Source organism: Thermus sp. H19.2 (assembly GCF_054979525.1).
The window spans coordinates 879,973-896,056 of the sequence record NZ_CM143429.1 but is presented as its reverse complement, the minus strand read 5'-3'; the positions used below and the strand labels follow the sequence as shown (position 1 = coordinate 896,056).

Sequence of the window (16,084 nt, the reverse complement as noted above, 5' to 3'; positions counted from 1 at the left end):
GCCGGCCCAAAGCCCTTATGCTAAGGGACGTGAAGGCCTTCCGGGCCCTTCTTCTCCTCCTCGTCCTGGGCCTCGCCCTGGGGCAGAAGAGCGGGGGCGGGGTGGGGGGGAGGCCCTACACCCCCTCCCCCCCGCCCATGAGCCCGGGGCCCGCCCCCGCCTACCCCCTACCCTACCCCACCCCGGGCCCGGTGTACGTCTACCCCTACCCGGGGGGCGGGGGGAGCCTGGGGGCGGCGCCGGTCCTGGTCTTCCTCGGCCTGGCCCTGGTGGCCTTCCTCATGGTGCGGGGGCTAAGCCAGGCGGGGGAAAGGGGGCCTGCGGCCAGCGTGGGCCGCCTGCGCCTGGCCCTTCTCCTGCGCCCCGAAACGCAAAGGGCCCTCCGCCGCCTCGCCGAGGAGGCGGACACCACCACGGCCAAGGGCCTCGCCGACCTTCTGGACGAGGTGGCCCTGGTCCTCCTGCGGGAGGAGCCCGCTTGGCGCTTCGGAAGCTACGAGGCCCAAGTGGGGAACGAGGAGGCGGTCCTGGCCCGCTTCGATGCCTGGATGCTGGAGGACCGGAGCGCCTACCGGGAGACCTTCCGGCACTTTGAGGGGAAAAAGGTGGAGGCGGCCTACACCCCCAAGGTGGAGCCGGGCGGGCGGTACCTGGTGGCCTCCTTGCTCCTCGCGGTGCGGGGAGGCCTGCCCCCGCCGGGCCCCCTGGACCGAAAGAGGGCGAGGGAGGCCCTCCTCGCCTTCGCCGGGAGCACCCCCTACACCCTCCTCGCCTTCCACCTGGCCTGGACGCCGGAGAAGGAGGGGGAGGGCCTCACCGAGGAGGAACTCCTTTTCCTCTTCCCCGGCCTGGATAAGCTGTGAGGGCCCTGTCCTGGCCTTTGCGGGTAAAGTGTAAGCCGTGGTGCAGGTAGGCCCAAGGCACATCACCTTTTACCCTCCCGAGGGCGCCCGCGCCCTTATAGGCGACTTCACCGACTGGGAGAGAAACCCCATCCCCCTCGCGGGGCCCGTCACCTTGGAGTTCCCGGAAGGGGCCTATGTGGAGTACGCCTTCCTGGACCGGGAGGGCCGCCCCTTCCCCGACCCCCACAACCCGGAGAGGGCCGACAACCCCTGGTGGAGCTACCCGAGGGCGGTGAGGCTCCCCGGCTTCCGCTACGAGGCCCCTCCCGAGCCCCAAGAGGAGCCCAAGGTGGCCCGGCACCGCCTTGGGGAGAGGCGCTTTTACGTGGCGGAGACCGGACCCTCCCCCAAAGCCACGGTGGTGGCCCAGGACGGGGTGGCCTTCTACCGCACGGCGGGGCTCCACAAGGTGGCCCGGGCCCTCCTGGAGCGGGGCGAGGTTCCCCCGGTGCGCCTGGTCTTCGTGGAGCCCCTAGACCGCAACGCCGAGTACCGCTTCAGCGAGGCCTACGAGGCGGAGTTCCACCGGGTGCTGGAAGAAGTGGAAAGGGCCTACGGTCCCCTGGGGGAGGTGGTCCTGGTGGGGGCCTCCTTGGGGGGGCTCTTCTCCTTGTGGCAGGCCTGGAGGCATCCGGACCGCTTTAAGAAGGCCCTCGCCCTCTCCCCCGCCCTGAAGGCCCACCCCGGGGGGATGGACGCCTACCGGGACGAGGAGTGGCTCCTCCCCCGCTACGCCGAGGCGGAAAGGCTTCCCAGGGTCTACCTCGAGGTGGGCCTTCTGGAGTGGCTTTTGGGCCCCAACCGCCGCTTCGCCGCCCTCCTCGCCGACCGAAGGGCCCCCCACGCCTACCGGGAAAGGCCCTCGGGCCACAACTGGGTCACCTGGAAGCAGGCCCTGGCCCCCGGGCTTCGCTACCTTCTGGGGGAAGGGTGAGCGGGGAGGCCCTCCTCACCCTCCTTTCGGTGGCCGCCCTGGAGGCCCTCCTCTCCGGGGACAACGCCCTGGTCCTGGCGGTGATGGTGCGGCCCCTGCCTCCTCGCCTCCGCCGCCGGGCCCTCCTCTACGGCCTGCTGGGGGCCTACCTCCTTAGGGGGCTCGCCCTCCTCTTCGCCGTCCTCCTCATCCGGCTCTGGTGGGCCCAGGTCCTGGGGGGGCTTTACCTGGTGTACCTGATGGTCCAGCACTTCCGCGACCCCCCCGAGGCCAAGCCCCTCCTCGAGGCCACCGCCAAGGAGTTCTGGCGGGTGGTGGTCCTCATCAACCTGGTGGACCTGGCCTTCGCCATGGACTCCATCCTGGCGGTGGTGGCCTTCTCCAAGGACTTCCTCCTCGTGTTCCTGGGGGTGGCCCTGGGCATCCTCTTCATCCGCCTCCTGGCGGGCTCGGTGGTGGCCCTGATGGAGCGCTACCCGGGCCTGGAAAAGGTGGCCTACGCCCTGGTGGGCTGGGCCGGGGTGAAGCTCTTCCTGGAGGGCACCCACACCCTGGCCCACCTCCTCCACCGCCCCGAGCTCGCCCTAACCCTCCCCAAGGGGGTGTTCTGGGGAGGGACCCTCCTCATCCTCCTCGTGGGGAGCGCCCTCGCCCTCCGCCGCCATGCCTAGGGACTGGGAGGCCTTTTACCGCGAAGCCCCAAAGATGGGGAAACCCGCCTTCGTGGTGCGGGCCTACGGGGCCTTCGCGCCCCAGGGAAGGGTTTTGGACCTGGCGGGAGGCCTGGGGCGGAACGCCCTTTATTTTCTGGAACGAGGCCACCCCGTGGTCCTGGTGGAGAAGAGCCGGGAGGCCCTAAAGAGGCTTCGGGGAGTGAAGGGCCTCCACCTCGTGGAGCTGGACCTGGAAGCCGAAGGGGCCCTCGCCCGCCTTCCCCAGGGCCCCTTCGCCGCCATCGTGAAAAGCTACTACGTGAACCGCCCCCTCCTCCGGGCCCTCCCTCCCCTCCTGGCCCCGGGAGGGCTTCTCCTGGTAGAGGGCTTCTCCCGGAGGGAGGCCCTGAGGCGGGAAAGGCCCCAGAGCCCCTTCTACTGGGAAGGGGAAGAACTCCTCACCCCTCCCCCGGGCCTTTCCCTAAGGGCCTTTGGGGAGGGGTGGATGGGGGGGTACCGGGTCTACGCCGTCTACGTCAAGCCTTGAGGCCCCTCGCCACCAGCTCGGCGATGTCCAAAACCTCCGGGGGCCTCTCGTCCTGGGCGGTTTCCACGTTCATCATGGCCATGCAGAAGGGGCAGCCCGTGGCGATGACCTCGGCCCCCGTGGCCTTAAGTTCCTTGTACCGATTCTCGGAAACCCGCATAGCCCCGGGCTCCTCCTCCTTCCAGAACTGGGCCCCGCCCGCCCCACAGCAGAAGCTCTTCTCCCGGCTCCGGGGAGGCTCGGTGAGGAGGAAGCCCACCCCCTTGAGCACCTCGCGCGGGGCCTCGTAGACCCCGTTGTGGCGGCCCAGGTAGCAGGGGTCGTGGAAGACCACCTTGCGGGTTTCCTCCTCCACCCGGATTTGGCCCTTGCGCAAGAGCTCGGCGAGGAACTCCGTGTGGTGCACCACCCGGTACTCCCCGCCGAAGGCCCGGTACTCGTTCTTCAGGGTGTGGAGGCAGTGGGGGCAGGTGGTGACGATGGTCTTGGGGGCCACCTGGTTCAGGGTCTCCACGTTCTCCGTGGCGAGCTGGAAGAAGAGGTACTCGTTGCCCGCCCGCCTCGCCGAATCCCCGGTGCACTTTTCCCGCTTACCCAAAACCGCCCAGTCCACGCCGCTGGCGTTCAGGATCTCCACCATGCTGCGGGCGATCCTCTGGGCCCGGGGATCGTAGCTTGGGGCGCACCCCACCCAGTAGAGGACCTCGGGGTGGGGCTTCTCCTCCACGGTGGGGACGTTGAGCCCTTCCGCCCAGTCCAGGCGCTTGTCCTGGCCGAGGCCCCAGGGGTTGCCGGAGCGCTCCATCCCCCGGAAGGCGTTGTTGAGCTCCTGGGGGAACTCTCCTTCCATCAGGACCTTGGCCCGGCGCACGTCCAGGATGTGGAGCATGGGCTCGTTGCCCACGGGGCAGACCTCCACGCAGGCCATGCAGGTGGTGCAGGCCCAGAGGGCCTCCTCGTTCAGGGCGAAGTCCATGAGGGGCCTGGGGCTTTCCTTCCCCTGGGCGAAGTCCTGGAGGATCCCGTTCAGCTCGTAGCGCTCGGAGATGAGGATGGCGGCCGGAGAGAGGGCCTTTCCCGTGGTGTAGGCGGGGCAGGCCTCCTGGCAGCGGTTGCACATGATGCAGGCGTAGGCGTCAAGAAGGCGTTTCCAGGAGAAGTCCTCCAGCTTTTCCGCCCCGAACTTCTCCTCCTCCTTCTCCAAGTCCAGGGGAAGGAGGGCCCCCGGAACCTCCTTGCGAAAGGCCAGGTTGATGGGGGCCATGAAGAGGTGGATGTGCTTGGAGCGGGGGAAGTAGGGGAGGAAGAGGAGGATGGAGCCCAGGGCGCCCCACCAGAAGAAGTGCTCCCCGAAGGCGAGGAGGGCGGGGGAAAGGCCGGAAAGCGCCCCGCCGAGGGCGCTCGCCACGGGCTGGAAGGGGTCCGGGCCTTCACCCGCAAGCTGGAAAGCCTTGGAGAGGAGGCGGCTTCCCACGTGGAAGGCGATGAAGGCCCCCACGATGGCCGAGTCCCGGGGAATGCCCTGGCGCACCCCTTCGTGCAGGGGGACCTTGGGGTTCCAGGTGAAGTCCTGGGGGGCGAGGAGGTAGCGCCTGAGCATCAGCCCCAGGATCCCCACGAGGATCAGAAAGGTGAGGAGGTCGGCCACGAGGTTGTAAGGGCTCCAAATCCCTCCCCGGGCGTGGAGGCCGAAGAAGCCCTCCAAGAAGTCCACGAGGTTCACGAGGAGGTAGTAGACGAAGCCGTAGAAGACCAAGGCGTGGAGGAGGGAGACGAGGGGCCTCCTCTTGAAGACCGTCTGCTGGGTGAGGGTGAGCCAGAGGGCCCTTCCGACCCGCTCGGGCAGGCGGTCAAAGCGCTCCTCGGGCCGCCCCCGCCTTATGGCCCGATAGACCTGCCGAAAGCCCGTGTAGGCGTAGTAGAGGCTTCCGGCCGCAAGGAGGAGAAAGAGGATTCTCTCCGGCAAGGTGAGCATGGACGCCACCTCCTTATACCCGGTAAAAGTTTACCCCATTTCCCCGAGATGGCGTGAACCCTTCGCCAAGGCCAGGGCGTGGTACCGGGGCCCCCATGGGGTGGCACGAGGGCGTAGAATGGCCCCCCGTGGAAACGGCCGCCCTTTTGGTCCTCGCCTTCTTCGGGCTTTTGAACCTCTTCATCTTCCACCGCTTCAAAAAACCCCTCTTGCCCCTGGTTGTGGCCCTTTTCCTGGGCTTCTTCGCCTTCTTCCTCTCCCCCGCCCTGGGCCTGGTCGTATTTCTCCTGGGCCAGACCCCGGCCTTCTACCAGGCGGGGAAAAGGTAGTGGGCCGAAAGGGCCACCAGAAGCCCCAGGAGGGCCCCCACCAGGACCTCCAGGTAGGTGTGGCCCAAAAGCTCCTTCAGGGGCTCCTGGGCGAAGCCCCGTTCCACCAGCTTCTGCAGCTCCTGCACCAGCTGGTTGAGGAGCTGGGCGTGGAGGCCCGCCGCCCGGCGGATGCCCGTGGCGTCGTACATGACGATGAGGGCGAAGACGGCGGCCACGGCGAAGAGGGCGCTGTCAAACCCCTCCCTCAGGCCCACGCTCACCGCCAGGGCGCTCACCGTGGCCGAGTGGGAGCTGGGCATGCCCCCGGTTTCCAGGAAGCGTTCCCACTGGAAGCGGCCCTCGAGGCGGTAGTAGAGGAAAAGCTTCAGGGTCTGGGCCAGGAAGTTGGCCAGAAGGGCCGTCCAGAAGATGGCGTTAGAGAGAAGCTCCATGCCGCCTGAGGAGGGCCGCCTTGAGGGTGTTCCACATGAGCATGGCCACGGTCATGGGCCCCACGCCCCCAGGCACGGGGGTGAGGGCGGAGGCCACCTCGGCCACCTCGGGGTGGACATCCCCTAGAAGCCTCCCCTCCACCCGGTTTACCCCCACGTCCACCACCATGGCCCCCGGCCGCACCCAGTCCCTCCTCACCAGGTGGGGCCTTCCCACGGCCACCACCAGGATCTCCGCCCGCCGGGTGAGGGCGGGGAGGTCTTGGGTCTTGGAGTGGGCCAGGGTCACCGTGGCGTCCTCCCTAAGGAGCAGGCCCGCCAGGGGCTTGCCCACGATGTTGGACCGCCCCACCACCACCACTTCCTTCCCCTTGAGGTCCACCCCGTAGTGCTTGAGGAGGCGGACCACCCCCAAGGGGGTGCAGGGGAAAAGCCCCTCGCCCCCGCTCCAAAGCCGCCCCACGTTGAGGGGGTGGAAGCCGTCCACGTCCTTCAAGGGGTGGAGGGCCTCGAGGACCCGCTCGGCGCGGATGTGGGGAGGCAGGGGAAGCTGCACCAACACGCCGTCCACCTCGGGATCGGCGTTGAGGAGGGCGATGCGCTCCAAAAGGGCCTCCTCCGGGAAGTCCTCGGGGTAGACCTCCACCTGGCTCCTAAGGCCCAGCTCCCGCGCCTTCTTGTCCTTGAGGCGCACGTAGGACACCGAGGCCGGGTCCTCCCCAAGCCGGATCACCCGCAAGGAAGGGACGAAGGGGAGGGAAGCCAGTTTGGCCTTAAGCTCGGCGTACACCGCCTGGGCCACCTCGTGGCCGGATAGAACCCGTGCGCTCACCATCCTAGTCCTCCTTGGGGGCCGCCCTCACCTCCCCCTCCTGGATGCGGCGGAAGAGGCGGCCCAAAACCCCGTTCACAAAGGCCCCGGAGTGCTCGCCCCCGTAGCGCTTGGCGATCTTCACCGCCACCTCTATGAGGGGGGCGAAAGGGGTGGGCTCGTAAAGCATCTCGTAGGCGGCGAGGCGGAGCACGGTGAGGTCGGTCTTGGACATCTGGCCGAAGTCCCATCCCTCCACGGTCTCCTTCAGGAGGCGGTCCACCTCCTCCTGGTGGGCCTTGTAGCCGAAAAGGAGCCTGCGGGCGAAGGCCACCCCCTCCTCGTCCAAGGGGTCCCCGTAGGGGTCGTCCTCCCCGCCCATCTCCTCCAGGGCGTGGCGGAGGGCCTCCTCCAGGTCCACGCCCCCCTGGGTGTGGGCGAAGAGGGCCCGCATGGCCAGTTCCCGAGCCCGCCTACGCATGGTCCTCCGGGCGGTAGACCACCTGGGCCACGGTGAGGTTCACCGCCCTGACCTTTTCCCCCGTAGCCAGGAAGAGGGACTCGGCCACGGCCTTTTGCACCTCCCGGGCCACCTCGGGGATGCTCAGCCCGTAGTCCACGGAAAGGACGAGCTCCACGGAAAGCCCCTCCGGGGAGCGCTCCACCTTCACGGGCCTCATGCGGCGGAACACCTCCCCCAAGGAGCGGGGAGGCGCCTCCAGGAGCCGCACCCCCTGAAGGCCCGAGAGGGCGTGGACCACCAGGCCCTCGAGGGCGTGGTCGCTGATCTCGTAGTCCACCATCACACGTCCAGTCTACATCTCCATGCGCCGGGCCACGAAGTTGGTGTAGACCGCCCCCCGGCGGAAGAAGGCGTTCTGGAGGACCTTCTGGTGGAAGGGGATGGTGGTCTTGAGGCCTGGCCCCTCGATCACCGTCTCGGAGAGGGCCCGCTCCATACGCCGGATGGCCTCCTCCCGGGTGGGGGCCCAGGCGAGGATCTTGGCGATGAGGCTGTCGTAGTGGGGCGGGATCTGGTAGCCGGCGTAGAGGTGGCTGTCCACCCGCACCCCCGGCCCCCCGGGGAAGAGGAGGGTCTCCACCTTGCCGATGGAGGGCCTGAAGCCCCTCTCCGGGTCCTCGGCGTTCACCCGGACCTCTATGGCGTGCCCCCGGACCTGGATCTCCTCCTGCTTAAGCCAGAGCTTCTCCCCCTGGGCGATGCGGAACTGGGCCTGCACCAGGTCAATGCCCGTGACGAGCTCCGTGACGGGGTGCTCCACCTGGATGCGGGTATTCATCTCGATGAAGTAGAAGTTTCCCTCCTTGTCCACGAGAAACTCCAGGGTGCCAGCGGAGACGTACCCCACGTGCTCGGCAAGCCTCCTCGCCGCCTCGGCGATGGCCCGGCGGGTCTCCTCGGGAAGGAGGCTTGGGGCCTCCTCCAAAAGCTTCTGGTGGCGGCGCTGGATGGAGCAGTCCCTTTCCCACAGGTGCACCACCCGCTCCCCGTCCCCCAGGACCTGGATCTCTATGTGCTTGGGCTCCTCGATGTACTTCTCCAGGTAGACGGCCGGATTCCCGAAGGCGGCCCGGGCCTCCTCCTGGGCCTGGAGCACCGCCCGCTCCAGCTCCTCCTCCGTGTGGACCACCCGCATCCCCCGGCCTCCGCCCCCCGCGCTCGCCTTGAGGATCACGGGGTAGCCGATCTCCAAGGCGGCCCGCTTGGCCTCCTCCACGCTCCCAAGCTCGTCGGTCCCGGGCACCGTGGGCACCCCCGCCTCCCGGGCCACCTTCCTCGCCGTGGCCTTGTCCCCCAGGGCCTTCATGTTCTCCGGCGTGGGGCCGATGAAGGTGATGCCATGCTCCCGGCACATCTCGGCGAAGGTGGCGTTTTCCGCCAGGAAGCCGTACCCGGGGTGGATGGCGTCGGCCCCGGTGACGATGGCCGCCGAGAGGAGGTTGGGAATGTTGAGGTAGCTCTGCCCCGAAGGGGGCGGGCCGATGCAGATGGCCTCGTCGGCGAGCAGGACGGGCAGGCTCTTCTCGTCGGCGGTGGAGTGGGCCACCACCGTCTTGATCCCGAGCTCCCGGGCCGCCCGGAGGATCCTCAGGGCGATCTCGCCCCGGTTGGCGATCAGGACCTTCTTCATACCGGCTGGATGAGGAAGAGGGGCTGGCCGTACTCCACGGGCTCCCCGTTCTGGACCAGGATCTTCTTGACGATGCCCGAAACCTCGGACTCGATCTCGTTCATGAGCTTCATGGCCTCGATGATGCAGAGGACCTGGCCCTTCTCCACCCGGTCCCCCTCCTTCACGTAAGGGGGGGCGTCGGGGGCCGGGGCCCGGTAGAAGGTGCCCACGATGGGGGCCCGGACCTCCACGCACCCGGCGCACTCCTCCTCGGTCTTAGCGGGGGCCTCCTTGGCCGGGGAAGGGGCAGGCTCGGGGGCCGGAGGTGTAGCGGGCAAGGGGGCAGGAAGGGCTACCTGGGGCACGGCCACCACCGGCACCTCCCCTCCCCGGCGCACGGTGAGCTTGTAATCCGGGGTTTCCAGGGTAAGCTCGCTTACCCCGTGCTCCACCAGGGCCTGTAGGATCTGCTTGAGCTCCTTGGGCGTCATAGGTCCTCCTCGTGGCACCAAGCATACCCGAAGGGCGCCGGGGCCCACACCTTCTTACACCCGGTCAAAAAACCGTCAGGAAAGAAAGCCCACGCACCAGGCCCCCCATAGCCTGGAACCCCTCCGGGCCACGCCGTCAGGCCCGGCCCACGTACTCGCCGGTGCGGGTGTCCACCTTGATGACCTCCCCGGGCTCCACGAAGAGGGGCACCTGGACCACGGCCCCCGTTTCCAGGGTGGCGGGCTTGGAGCCGCCGGAGACCGTGTCCCCCCGCACCCCGGGAGGGGTGTCCACGATCCTGAGTTCCACCACCGTGGGGGGGGAGATCTTCAGGGGCCGGCCCTCGTACATGTCCCCCAGGACGGTCATCCCCTCCTTGAGGAAGCGGGCCGCCTCCACTCGGCTCTTGGGCACGTGGAACTGCTCGTAGGTCTCCAGGTCCATGAAGACCAGGTCCTCGCCGTCGGGGTACAGGTACTGGAGCTCCCGCGTCTCCACGTAGATGTCCTCGAGCTTCTCCCCGGAGTTGAAGGTACGCTCCACGGTGGCCCCGGTCTCCAGGTTCTTGAACTTGGCCACCACCTTGGCCCCCCCACGGCCCAGCTTCTGGTGCTGGTACTCCACGCACTCCCAAAGGCCGCCGTCCATCTTCACCTTGGTGCCAGGGCGGAGATCGGTCACGCTGATCATGCTTCCTCCGGTTGGACTCTTTCCAGGTCCAAAACCTGGGGCTTCAGCCCCAGTTGGTCAATATACCGAACGTAATCCTCTTCCCCAAGCTCCCGCCCGGCCAGGGCCACCAGGAGGGCTTCCATGACGTTGGTGCCGAAGCTGCGGCCCTGTAGCCTCGGGGTGGTGGTGATGAGGTACTTCACCCCCCGTTCCCTGAGAAAGGCCACGTCCTCCTCGGTGGTGGTGTTGGTGAGGACGCTTTTGCCCTGCATCCGGTCAGGCATATACCGCTTGAGGTAGTGCCAGTCCCCGGCCACCAGGTCGGCCCAGAGGTAGTAGCGGCTCCGCCAGTCCACCACCCGTTCCTCCTGCTTTTTCCCCGTGGGGTAAAAGAGGCCAAAGGGGAGCTGGGTGAAGAGGGGAAGGAGCAGGTAGGCGAGCTTCTGCAAGAGGGAAAGGGAGTAAAGGGGAATGGGAAGCCCCAGGGCGAAGAGGAAATCCCCATAGAGCACCCGGGCCCCCACCTGGTCCAGGGCCTCGGCCAGGCCGAACCGGTCCACCGCCGAGGGCAGGAGAACCCGGGTGTTCTTCCAGTCAAAGAGGGAGGAGAGGGCCAAGACCGCCTGCCGCTCCAGGGTGTGCTTGAGGCCCGAGCCGTCCACCACCGGCGTCTTCCTGGCGGCCTCCTTGAGCCTTCGGGCGTCCCTTATGGTGTAGCGCCGCCCCCCCGCCACCAGGTAGAGGTCAATCCCCCCGAGGCCGATGGCCTCCACCTTCCCGTCCAGCTCCCGGATGAGGCAGAGGGCCGCCTGGAAGTCCCCGTCGGTACCCCGCCTCTCCAAGACGATCTTCTCCCCCAGGACCTCCACCTCGGCCACGGAGTCGCGGCGGCTTGACCCCAGGGAAACGGAGACCACGCGCTTGGCCACGAGAGGCTATTCTACCCGGAAGAAGAGGGCGAGAAGCAAAAGCAAGAGGGCCGAGGCGAAGAAGGGCCAGACCCTCTTGGCCCCAAGAAGTTTGGCCAGCACGCCAAAGATCGCCGCCCCGAAGGCCAGGGCCAGGAAGAGGGCGGGAAGGTTCGCCAAAAAGGCCGCCATCCCCTAAAGCCTAGCGCAAGACCCGCTGGAGAAAGGAGAGGGCCCTCCCACGGAAGACCTGGTCCACCGCCCCCCGTAAGAGGTGCCCCCCGGGGTAACTGAAGCACTCCACGGGCTTCTTCAAGGCCTTGAGCCGGCGGCAGAGCTCCCAAGACCACTCCGGGGGCACCTGGGCGTCCCGGGCGCCGTGGTGGACGCTCAGGGGCACGGAAAGCTCCGCCAGGTAGGTCCAGGCCGAGGCCTGGCGGAGGACTCCCGGGGAAAGGGCGAAAAGCTCCTGTCCCCGGCTTCCCCCGGACCAGTAGCGGATGCGCTCCAGGTTCCGCCTTTCGTCCCCGCTCATGCTCCCGTAGAGGACCACGCCCCTAAGGCCGGGGTCCACCAGGCTCACGATCTGGGCGACGCCGCCCCCCATGGAGTGGCCGAAGAGGGCGATGCGGGTGGGGTCCGCCTGGGGGAAGGCGCCCCTTCGCACCTCGGCGAGGAGGTTCAGCACGTCCACGGCGTAGGCGTGGCGGAGGCCTTGGGCGGGCGCGCCCTCGGAAGGGGGGTGGCCCCGGTAGTTGGGGTGGAGGACGAGGTAGCCCCTTTCCGCCAGGAAGTCGGCGTAGGGGGTGGTGTAGGCGAGGAGGCGGTAGCGGCTCGGCTCCACGTAGCCGTGGAGGACCACCACCACCGGGAAAGGCCCTTTCCCTTTGGGCAGGTTGGCGAAGCCGTGGACCCGGAGGCCGTCCGAAAGGTGGGAGAACTGGACCCGGGTGAAGGCCGGCCTCTCCTCGAGGACCCTTTCCACGCGAAACCCTCCCTCCCCGTAGGCCCGCGCCCGGAGTTCAGGGAGGGTAAGGACCTGGGCCAGGGCCGAAAGGAGGAGGAAGGAAAGGCAAAGCCCGAGGCGCATGCCCCCAGGCTAAGGGGAAACCCCCGGGCTAAATGTGGTCCGCCTCCCGGGAAAGCCAGCCCGCCTGAAGCCCTTTCAGGCCGATGGCGTGGTAGACGAGCTGGGCCGCGGTCATCTCGGCGTGGAACTGGCCGTTGGGGGAAAGCTCCACGAAGTCCATCCCCACCACCTCCTTCTCGCGGAAGACGGCCTCCAAGAGGTCCACCACCTGGCGGTAGGAAAGCCCCCCGGGAAGGGGCGTGCCCACGCTGGGCATCGCCGAGGGGTCCAGGGCGTCAAAGTCCAGGCTGATGTAGACCCGCTTCCCCAGGGCGGAAAGGATCTCCTCCAGGGGAAGCCCTTCCCGGTGGACCCGGTGGGCGGGGAAGAGGGCCACGCCCTTCTCCCGGGCCAGGCGCAGGGAGTCCTGGTCCATGGCCCGGATCCCCACCTGCACCAGGGGGAAGCCCTCTTGGAGAAGGCGGTAGAAGGGCGAGGCGTGGGAGTAGACCGAGCCCTGCCACTCCGGGTAGAGGTCGGCGTGGGCGTCCACGTGGAGGAGGGAGAACTCCCCCAGGGCCTCCCAGTGGGCCCGGACCAGGGGGTGGGTGACGGAATGGTCCCCGCCCAAGGCCACCACCCACTTCCCCGCCCGTAGGTGCTTTAGGGCCTCCTCCCGGATCAGGCGGTGGCTTTCCTCGGCCATCCCCGCCACCCAGGGGACGGGCTCGGCCGCGTGGATCCCCACCTCCTCCGGGGCCACCTCGAGCTCCAGGAGGAAGGGTTCCAGCTCCCGGCTGGCGAGGAGGATGGCCTCGGGGCCCCTCCGGGCTCCCGGGAGGAAGGAGAGGGAAAGGTCGTAGGGCACGGGCAGGACGACGACCCGCGCCTCCTCGTAGGGGGTGTCCCGCTCACCGAAGGCCAGGCGCATACCCCCCAAGCCTAAGCGCCCGCGCTTGGGTTTCGCAACACGGGGTGCCCAGGTTGGGGCCGTGGGGAGACTGTTTCGGGGAGCCCCTAGCGGCCCAGGAAGAAAAGCTCCAAAAGGCGCAGGATGGCCCGCACCCCCCGTTCAAAGTCCCGGATGCGGATGTGCTCGTTGGGGCTGTGCACCCGGCTTCCCGGGTAACCCACCCCGAGGCCCACCGCCGGGGCATGAAGGTGGTGGAGGAAAGGGTGCATGGGCCCCGAGCCCGCCATGTTGGGGTAGAGGACGGCCCTTTTTCCGAAGGCCTCCTCCAAGGCCCGCCGCGCCAGGCCCACGAAGGGGTGGGCGAGGTCGGAGCGGGCCGGCTTTTCCCCCTTCTCCAGGACCACCACCTCCACGTCGTGGAAGCCCTGGGCCTCGAGGTGGGCCCGGAGGAGGGCGGGGATCTCCTCCGGGTCCTGGTCGGGCACCAGGCGGAAGTCCAGCTTGGCCCGGGCCTCCGCGGGGAGCACCGTCTTGGACCCGGGGCCCCCGTAGCCCGCGTGGAAGCCATTGAAGTTGACGCAGGGCTCGGCGTAAAGGCGCTGGTTGAAGTCCAGGCTTCTCGCCCCGCCCAGGAAGTCCCGGACGCCAAAGGCCTCCTTAAGGGCCTCCGACTCGTCCGGGACTTCGGCCAAGACCTCCATCTCCAAGGGGGTGAGGGGGCGCACCTTGGCGTAGAAGCCCGGGATCAGGACCCCTCCCTCCTCGTCCCGAAGGGAGGCCAGGGCGCGGCTCAAGCGGTAGATGGGGTTTTCCACCACCGCCCCGTAGGAGGAGTGGAGGTCAAAGGCCGCCGTCCGCACCCTAAGCTCCAGGGCCACGATGCCCTTGAGCCCGGCGTAGAGGTAGGGCCTGCCCTTGGCGTCCACGCCTCCCGCCTCCCAGAGGATGGCCTCGGCCTTCAAGCGGTCCCGCTTGTCCGCCACGTAGGCCTCGAGGTGGGGGCTACCCACCTCCTCCTCCCCCTCCACCACGAACTTCACCCGGGGGAGGAAGCCGTGCTTCTTTCGGAAGAGCTTCAGGGCCACCACCCGGGCCACCAGCTCCCCCTTGTCGTCGTGGCTGCCCCGGCCCCACCAGGCCCCTTCCCGCTCGGCGAGGACGAAGGGGTCCGTGTCCCAAAGCTCCAAGGGGTCCGGGGGTTGGACGTCGTAGTGGTTGTAGAAGAGGAGGGACCTCTCCCCTTCCCCGCCCTCGGCGTAGACCACAGGAGGGCCGTACCCCTCGTGCAGCTCAGGGGTTAGCCCCAGGTCCTCCAGGACCCCGGCTACCTTCTCCGCCCCCTCCCTTAGCCCCCTTCCCTCGGCGCTCACCGAGGGAATGGCCACCAGCTCCGCAAGGAGCGCCCGCGCCTCCGCAAGAAAGGCCTCCATGGTAGACTGAGCATACTATGGTGGAACCCTCCCTGGTCCTCTACGGGGCCCTCTACGAGGAGGCCCTCCGGGTGCTGGAGGAGACCCTCCGGGAAACCGGGGCCCGCTACGGCCTTCTGGTGGACCGCAAGGGGTTCGTGCTGGTCCACAAGGAAGCCCTCTGGGCCCCCAAGCCCCCGCCCCTAGACTCCCTCGCCACCCTGGTGGCGGGCAACGCCGCCGCCACCCAGGCCCTGGCCAAGCTCCTGGGGGAGGCCCGCTTCCAGGAGCAGGTCCTCCAGGGGGAGCGCATGGGCCTTTACGTGGACGAGGCGGGGGAGCACGCCCTCCTGCTCCTCATCTTCGACGAGAGCGCTCCCCTGGGCAAGGTGAAGCTCTACGGCAAGCGGGCGGCGGAGGCCCTGGCCCGGTTGGCCGAGGAGGCCCTGGCCCACCCGCCCAAGGTCAGCCTGGACACGGAGTACCGCGAAAAGGCCAAGGCCCTCCTGGACGACCTCCTGAGCTAGCATGAGCACCATCAACTTCGCCAACCGCGAGATCAACTTCAAGATTGTCTACTACGGCCCCGGGCTTTCCGGAAAGACCACCAACCTCAAGTGGATCTACGGCAAGATCCCTGAAGGCCGCAAGGGGGAGATGGTCTCCTTGGCCACGGAGGACGAGCGCACCCTCTTCTTTGACTTCCTGCCCCTGGACCTGGGGGAGGTCAAGGGGTTTAAGACCCGCTTCCACCTCTACACCGTGCCGGGCCAGGTGTTCTACAACGCCAGCCGCAAGCTCATCCTGAGGGGGGTGGACGGCATCGTCTTCGTGGCCGACTCCGCGCCGGGCCGCCTCAGGGCCAACGCCGAAAGCATGCGCAACATGCGGGAAAACCTGGCGGAGTATGGCCTGAAGATAGAAGACCTCCCCGTGGTCCTCCAGGTGAACAAGCGGGACCTTCCCGATGCCCTCCCCGTGGAGATGGTGCGGGCGGTGGTGGACCCCGAGGGCCGCTTCCCCGTGTTCGAAGCGGTGGCCACCGAGGGCAAGGGGGTCTTTGAAACCCTAAAAGAGGTGAGCCGCCTGGTCCTGACCCGGGTGGGGAGCGGGGCTTAAGCACCCCACCGCGGCGGGGGCCCCCAAGGGCTTCCCCCGGGGCGTCCCCTTACCCCCACCCCGTACTGCCCTTATGAGCAGGGACAAATGTACTTCTCACTTTTCCCCCACCTTCGCTACTATGGGCAGCGTATACGGCAACCCGCCGTAGGGAGGAAGGGTATGGAAGAAAAACCGGTCGGCGCCATGGGAGTGATACTGGTTCTTACCCTCACCATCCTGGTCTTTTGGCTGGGGGTATACGCGCTCTTCTTCGCTAGGGGGTAGGGTATGGTGGAGGAGCACAAAGCCCACAAGGCGATCCTGGCGTACGAGAAGGGGTGGTTGGCCTTCTCCTTGGCCATGCTGGTGGTCTTCATCGCCCTCATCGCCTACACCCTGGCCACCCACACCGCCGGGGTGATCCCCGCGGGGAAGCTGGAGCGGGTGGACCCCACCAAGGTGCGCGCCGAGGGCCCCTGGGCCGACCCCGCCCAGGCGGTGGTGGAGACCGGTCCCAACCAGTACACGGTCTACGTCCTGGCCTTCGCCTTCGGCTACCAGCCCAACCCCATTGAGGTGCCTAAAGGAGCGGAGATCGTCTTCAAGATCACCAGCCCCGACGTGATCCACGGCTTCCACGTGGAGGGCACCAACATCAACGTGGAGGTGCTCCCGGGCGAGGTCTCCACCGTGCGCTACACCTTCAAGAAGGCGGGCGAGTACCGCATCATCTGCAACCAGTACTGCGGCTTAGGCCACCAGAACATGTTCGGCAAGATCGTGGTGAAGGAGTGAGC

The 16,084-nt window shown here is 68.0% G+C and carries 22 protein-coding genes; 9 read left to right on the top strand and 13 right to left on the bottom strand.

Features of this window, described 5'->3' with window-relative positions; all coding sequences use genetic code 11:
* Positions 1-17 precede the first annotated feature (17 nt).
* From ACY5J6_RS04865 to ACY5J6_RS04850, 4 genes are read left to right on the top strand one after another with little or no spacing between them, the layout of a single operon-like run.
* On the top strand, positions 18-863 hold the full coding sequence (locus ACY5J6_RS04865; protein WP_462846242.1) for a DUF1517 domain-containing protein: 846 nt from the start codon (positions 18-20) through the stop codon (positions 861-863).
* A 37-nt stretch (positions 864-900) separates the two neighbouring features.
* Positions 901-1,839 (top strand): alpha/beta hydrolase-fold protein, encoded by a 939-nt coding sequence (locus ACY5J6_RS04860; RefSeq protein ID WP_462846240.1) that lies wholly within the window; start codon positions 901-903, stop codon positions 1,837-1,839.
* Entirely contained in the window at positions 1,836-2,510 is a 675-nt protein-coding gene (locus ACY5J6_RS04855; protein WP_462846238.1) for a TerC family protein, read from the top strand. Before ACY5J6_RS04860 ends, ACY5J6_RS04855 begins: the two co-directional genes overlap by 4 nt.
* Positions 2,503-3,039 carry a methyltransferase domain-containing protein gene (locus ACY5J6_RS04850; RefSeq protein ID WP_462846236.1) on the top strand — a complete coding sequence of 179 codons (537 nt, stop codon included), beginning with the start codon at positions 2,503-2,505 and terminating at the stop codon, positions 3,037-3,039. Before ACY5J6_RS04855 ends, ACY5J6_RS04850 begins: the two co-directional genes overlap by 8 nt.
* Here the strand turns inward: ACY5J6_RS04850 and ACY5J6_RS04845 are convergent.
* On the bottom strand, positions 3,029-5,014 hold the full coding sequence (locus tag ACY5J6_RS04845) for a (Fe-S)-binding protein (RefSeq protein ID WP_462846234.1): 1,986 nt from the start codon (positions 5,012-5,014) through the stop codon (positions 3,029-3,031). The genes ACY5J6_RS04850 and ACY5J6_RS04845 overlap by 11 nt on opposite strands.
* A gap of 128 nt (positions 5,015-5,142) precedes the next feature.
* Here ACY5J6_RS04845 and ACY5J6_RS04840 point away from each other — a divergent pair, with 128 nt between their 5' ends.
* A complete protein-coding gene (locus tag ACY5J6_RS04840) occupies positions 5,143-5,343 on the top strand; it encodes a hypothetical protein (RefSeq protein WP_462846232.1) in 201 nt (66 codons plus the stop codon).
* On the opposite strand, the gene ACY5J6_RS04835 is transcribed toward ACY5J6_RS04840, so the two are convergent.
* From ACY5J6_RS04835 to ACY5J6_RS04780, 12 genes are all read right to left on the bottom strand, one after another.
* A complete protein-coding gene (locus tag ACY5J6_RS04835) occupies positions 5,322-5,777 on the bottom strand; it encodes a divergent PAP2 family protein (protein WP_462846230.1) in 456 nt (151 codons plus the stop codon). The genes ACY5J6_RS04840 and ACY5J6_RS04835 overlap by 22 nt on opposite strands.
* Positions 5,761-6,612 (bottom strand): bifunctional methylenetetrahydrofolate dehydrogenase/methenyltetrahydrofolate cyclohydrolase, encoded by an 852-nt coding sequence (locus tag ACY5J6_RS04830; RefSeq protein ID WP_462846228.1) that lies wholly within the window; start codon positions 6,610-6,612, stop codon positions 5,761-5,763. Before ACY5J6_RS04830 ends, ACY5J6_RS04835 begins: the two co-directional genes overlap by 17 nt.
* 1 nt (position 6,613) lies before the next feature.
* Positions 6,614-7,069, bottom strand: a complete 456-nt coding sequence (gene nusB / locus ACY5J6_RS04825) for a transcription antitermination factor NusB (RefSeq protein ID WP_054638216.1) — start codon at positions 7,067-7,069, stop codon at positions 6,614-6,616.
* Positions 7,062-7,391, bottom strand: a complete 330-nt coding sequence (locus ACY5J6_RS04820; protein ID WP_462846496.1) for an Asp23/Gls24 family envelope stress response protein — start codon at positions 7,389-7,391, stop codon at positions 7,062-7,064. Before ACY5J6_RS04820 ends, nusB begins: the two co-directional genes overlap by 8 nt.
* Before the next feature lie 12 nt (positions 7,392-7,403).
* A complete protein-coding gene (gene accC, locus ACY5J6_RS04815) occupies positions 7,404-8,741 on the bottom strand; it encodes an acetyl-CoA carboxylase biotin carboxylase subunit (RefSeq protein ID WP_462846225.1) in 1,338 nt (445 codons plus the stop codon).
* Positions 8,738-9,214: an acetyl-CoA carboxylase biotin carboxyl carrier protein gene (accB, locus tag ACY5J6_RS04810; protein ID WP_462846224.1), complete on the bottom strand. Its 477-nt coding sequence runs from the start codon at positions 9,212-9,214 to the stop codon at positions 8,738-8,740. Before accB ends, accC begins: the two co-directional genes overlap by 4 nt.
* Positions 9,215-9,350: 136 nt before the next feature.
* Positions 9,351-9,905: an elongation factor P gene (gene efp / locus ACY5J6_RS04805; RefSeq protein WP_462846222.1), complete on the bottom strand. Its 555-nt coding sequence runs from the start codon at positions 9,903-9,905 to the stop codon at positions 9,351-9,353.
* Entirely contained in the window at positions 9,902-10,816 is a 915-nt protein-coding gene (locus tag ACY5J6_RS04800; protein WP_462846220.1) for a quinate 5-dehydrogenase, read from the bottom strand. Before ACY5J6_RS04800 ends, efp begins: the two co-directional genes overlap by 4 nt.
* A 6-nt stretch (positions 10,817-10,822) precedes the next feature.
* A complete protein-coding gene (locus tag ACY5J6_RS04795; protein WP_462846218.1) occupies positions 10,823-10,987 on the bottom strand; it encodes a hypothetical protein in 165 nt (54 codons plus the stop codon).
* A 10-nt stretch (positions 10,988-10,997) separates the two neighbouring features.
* The gene (locus ACY5J6_RS04790) at positions 10,998-11,885 is read right to left on the bottom strand and encodes an alpha/beta hydrolase family protein (protein WP_462846217.1); all 888 of its coding nucleotides are present in this window, start codon (positions 11,883-11,885) and stop codon (positions 10,998-11,000) included.
* Positions 11,886-11,913: 28 nt separating this feature from the next.
* A complete protein-coding gene (speB, locus tag ACY5J6_RS04785) occupies positions 11,914-12,795 on the bottom strand; it encodes an agmatinase (RefSeq protein ID WP_462846216.1) in 882 nt (293 codons plus the stop codon).
* 86 nt (positions 12,796-12,881) lie between these two features.
* Entirely contained in the window at positions 12,882-14,207 is a 1,326-nt protein-coding gene (locus ACY5J6_RS04780; protein ID WP_462846214.1) for a M20/M25/M40 family metallo-hydrolase, read from the bottom strand.
* 17 nt (positions 14,208-14,224) lie between these two features.
* Between ACY5J6_RS04780 and mglB the strand changes: the two genes are divergently transcribed.
* The 4 genes from mglB to cbaB all read left to right on the top strand — a co-directional run bounded on the left by mglB (position 14,225) and on the right by cbaB (position 16,082).
* On the top strand, positions 14,225-14,713 hold the full coding sequence (gene mglB / locus ACY5J6_RS04775) for a GTPase-activating protein MglB (protein WP_462846212.1): 489 nt from the start codon (positions 14,225-14,227) through the stop codon (positions 14,711-14,713).
* A gap of 1 nt (position 14,714) precedes the next feature.
* A complete protein-coding gene (gene mglA / locus ACY5J6_RS04770) occupies positions 14,715-15,305 on the top strand; it encodes a GTPase MglA (protein ID WP_054638379.1) in 591 nt (196 codons plus the stop codon).
* Between the two features lie 162 nt (positions 15,306-15,467).
* Complete coding sequence (locus ACY5J6_RS04765; protein ID WP_054647186.1) at positions 15,468-15,572, top strand: cytochrome c oxidase subunit 2A; 105 nt, start codon at positions 15,468-15,470, stop codon at positions 15,570-15,572.
* Between the two features lie 3 nt (positions 15,573-15,575).
* Complete coding sequence (gene cbaB, locus ACY5J6_RS04760; protein WP_462846211.1) at positions 15,576-16,082, top strand: ba3-type cytochrome C oxidase subunit II; 507 nt, start codon at positions 15,576-15,578, stop codon at positions 16,080-16,082.
* The last annotated feature ends 2 nt before the right edge of the window (positions 16,083-16,084 follow it).